Raw genomic sequence first — 3124 nt, 5'->3', positions numbered from 1 at the left:
TTCGGCCGCGGCAAGGTGCTCAAGGTCGATGGCGACTCGCTCGTGATCAAATTCGCGCGCACGGGCCAGACGAAGACTTTGCTGAAAGACTACGCGCCCATCGTGAAAATCAACTAAGCCGCCATGCTTGAGTGTGTTTGTGGAAAAGGGTCCTTCGGGACCCTTTCTTTATGCCATGAAATAGACTGCAAAATGAATCTTAGATTAAAGAAACGAAGCTATACAGCGTAAAATAGAGATAAACTATACGTTGCAGCCTGGGATTTTGCAAAATGGTTCTCATATTGTGCCTCGAAGGAAGAACCGTCCTTTTGCATGATGCATTGATAGGAAAGAAAACGACTATCGCTTGCGTGATTCGCTCTTGCTCGCCGCCCGCACGTGTCGAAGGCCCTTTGCGGGCCGTCTGAATTCGTGCGCTACAATGAAATGCGTCGCGTTTCCGACGCAAGGGGATGCCAAGGGGGTTTCTGTTTTGGGCAGTTCTTGCAATTCAAATATGACCGTCGATGTCGTTATCGTGGGTGCCGGTCCCGCGGGTATTTTCACGGCGTTGGCGCTTCTGAAAGATGCTCCTTCCATGACCATCGCGCTTGTGGAGAAGGGCCTTCCCATCGAGCGGCGCAATTGTCCTAAGGCGAAAGTGGGCCATTGCGTCGGATGCGAGCCATGTCGCATTACGACGGGCTTTTCGGGCGCGGGCGCGTTTTCCGATGGAAAGCTGTCGCTCTCGCATGAGGTCGGCGGCGACCTGCCGGAGCTTATTGGGGAAGATGTGGCGCAGGCGGCTATCAAGCGGGTCGACGACGCGTATTTGTCTTTTGGCGCCGACGAACATGTCGAGGGCATCGACAATCCTGGTGAGGTCAAAGACATTCGTCGCCGTGCGATTCAGGCGGGTTTGAAGCTCGTCGATTGTCCCATTCGCCACCTTGGAACCGAAAAGGCGCAAGAGATTTACGGTCGCATCGAAGACCACCTATGCGATGCCGGTGTGAAGCTGTTGTTCGAAACGGAATGTACCGACGTGATTATCGAAGGCGACGCCGCGACCGACTCGGCTGCATGCAAAGGCGTTCGCGTGCGCACGCGTGCGGGCGAGGAGTTCTCAATTATCGCCGAGAAAACCGTTGTGGCGACGGGCCGCCGCGGTGCCGATTGGCTCGAGCGCCTCTGCGGCGAGCATGACATCGAGCACGCGCCCGGCCCGGTCGACATTGGCGTGCGCATCGAGATGCGCAACGAAATCATGGAGCGCGTGAACAATGTGCTCTACGAAAGCAAGCTCATCGGATACCCGAATCCGTTCCGCAACAAGGTGCGCACCTTTTGTCAGAATCCTGGCGGCTTCGTGAGCCAAGAAAACTACGATGGCGGCCTGGCGGTGGTGAACGGGCATTCCTATAAGGAACGCAAGTCCGAGAACACCAACCTCGCGATTCTGTGTACGCACAACTTCCTCGAGCCGTTTAATCAGCCCATCGCGTATGCGAAGAAAATCGGCGAGCTGTGCAACGCGCTGGGCGCGGGCCATATTCTGGTGCAGCGTTTCGGTGACATCCTGGACGGCAAGCGTACGTGGCAAAAGGAATTGTCGCGTTCCAATGTTCGCCCCACGCTACCCGATGCCGTCGCGGGCGACGTGACCGCTGCGCTGCCGTATCGCACGATGACGTCGATCATCAACTTCATGCTCGCCGTCGACGAGGCGATTCCTGGCTTCGCGTCGGCTGAGACTCTGTTGTACGCGCCCGAGCTCAAGTTCTACAGCAATCGCGTGAAGATGGATGCGAACTTCGACACCAACATCGCGAACTTGCACTGCCTGGGCGATTCGAGCGGCTGGACACGCGGCCTGATGATGGCGTCGGTCATGGGCTGCTTGATGGGCGAACGCCTGGCGAGTGGGGCGTAGCGTTCATTTGTGGAAGGCGCCCAGGGCGGCCCGCGGAAAACTACGAACGATTGCAGAAAGCCGCGCGGAAAAGGCACTCTGGCGCGTTACACTTGCAGTAACGAGAGCTGCCCGTTGTGTTCGGTGGGCCTCCTGAAGAGAAGGGACGTGCCATGCCTTTTGCCGATTTGACCCTTGAGCGCTACTCCTGCCGCAAATACGAGAAACGCGCTGTCGAGCCCGAGAAGCTTGATGCCATTCTTGAGGCTGGGCGCCTTGCCCCCACGGCGTGCAACAACCACCCCGTGCGCGTTTTGCCGTGCACCACGCCCGAGCTGCTCGAGAAGGCTGCCGCGTGTCAGCCGCGCTTCGCGCGCGACGGCTCGATCTTCGGGGCGCCTGTGGTGTTGCTGGTGTGCGGCGTGGACGAAGACGCGTGGGTGCGCCCGTACGACCAAATGAATGCGGCTCCTATCGACACCGCGATCGTGTGCGATCAGATGATGATGCAAGCGACCGAGTTTGGCCTGGGCACGTGCTGGGTGTGCCATTTCAATCCCGAAATCGCACGCGAGCAGTTCGACCTGCCCGAAGGCGTGTATCCGTACCACATGCTCACCGTGGGCTATGCGGCCGATACCATCGCCTCGCCCGAACGCCGCGCCGAGCGCACCATCGCTCGCGAGGATTTCCTGCTGTAGCAGCGGGAATTGACACAGAAAAGGGCGAATAACGGCTTCACGCCGGGTGCCCTTGTCGAAGGCCCCATGGGTTTATGCCCGTGGGGCCTTGCTGTGCGGTATGCGGTATCTGCTTATGTGACTCGAGAAGTGCAGCGAGCCTGGGTGGGTGGATAGACGCGGCCGCTGATGCTGCGTTTGGCTGGGCGTTGTCGCGCTACCTCGTGAGCGGCGCGATTGCGCGCACCACGGCGTCGGCTGCGCTTGCCGTGGCGGCGGAATCTTCCACGCGCATCACGATGGAGCCGCGGAAGCCGTATTCCGTGATTTCCGAGAAGAACACCTTCGGGTCCTGCGTCACGGGTGAGACGCTTTCCGCTGCGGCCTTCGCGCGTTCGGCGATTTCTGCCGCAATTTCATCGAGCTTGCTCGCGTCTCCCGTCGCGCAGAACGGCACCTTGAATTGCTCCGCTGGCGGAAGCTGTACGAGCGACGTTTTCGAAATGACCGAATTGGGAACGATTACGGTCTCGCCGAGCTTCGTGATGAT

The 3124-nt window shown here is 59.0% G+C and carries 2 protein-coding genes and 1 pseudogene; 2 read left to right on the top strand and 1 reads right to left on the bottom strand.

Annotation, left to right across the window (positions count from 1 at the left end; translation table 11 throughout):
- Positions 1–475: 475 nt before the first annotated feature.
- On the top strand, positions 476–1915 hold the full coding sequence (locus ACWI8T_RS09160) for an NAD(P)/FAD-dependent oxidoreductase (protein ID WP_449138716.1): 1440 nt from the start codon (positions 476–478) through the stop codon (positions 1913–1915).
- 152 nt (positions 1916–2067) lie between these two features.
- Positions 2068–2595, top strand: a complete 528-nt coding sequence (locus ACWI8T_RS09155) for a nitroreductase family protein (protein ID WP_449138715.1) — start codon at positions 2068–2070, stop codon at positions 2593–2595.
- A gap of 196 nt (positions 2596–2791) precedes the next feature.
- On the opposite strand, the pseudogene ACWI8T_RS09150 reads toward ACWI8T_RS09155, so the two are convergent.
- Positions 2792–3124: pseudogene (locus ACWI8T_RS09150) on the bottom strand (mechanosensitive ion channel family protein); the annotation flags it as partial.

The sequence above is a fragment of the Slackia sp. genome, from assembly GCF_977041755.1.
This window is presented reverse-complemented; position numbering and strand designations above follow the sequence as displayed.

Excerpts from the sequence above, each read along its gene's own strand:
- ACWI8T_RS09155 (WP_449138715.1), top strand. The coding sequence starts at position 2,068 with ATGCCTTTTGCCGATTTGACCCTTGAGCGCTACTCCTGCCGCAAATAC.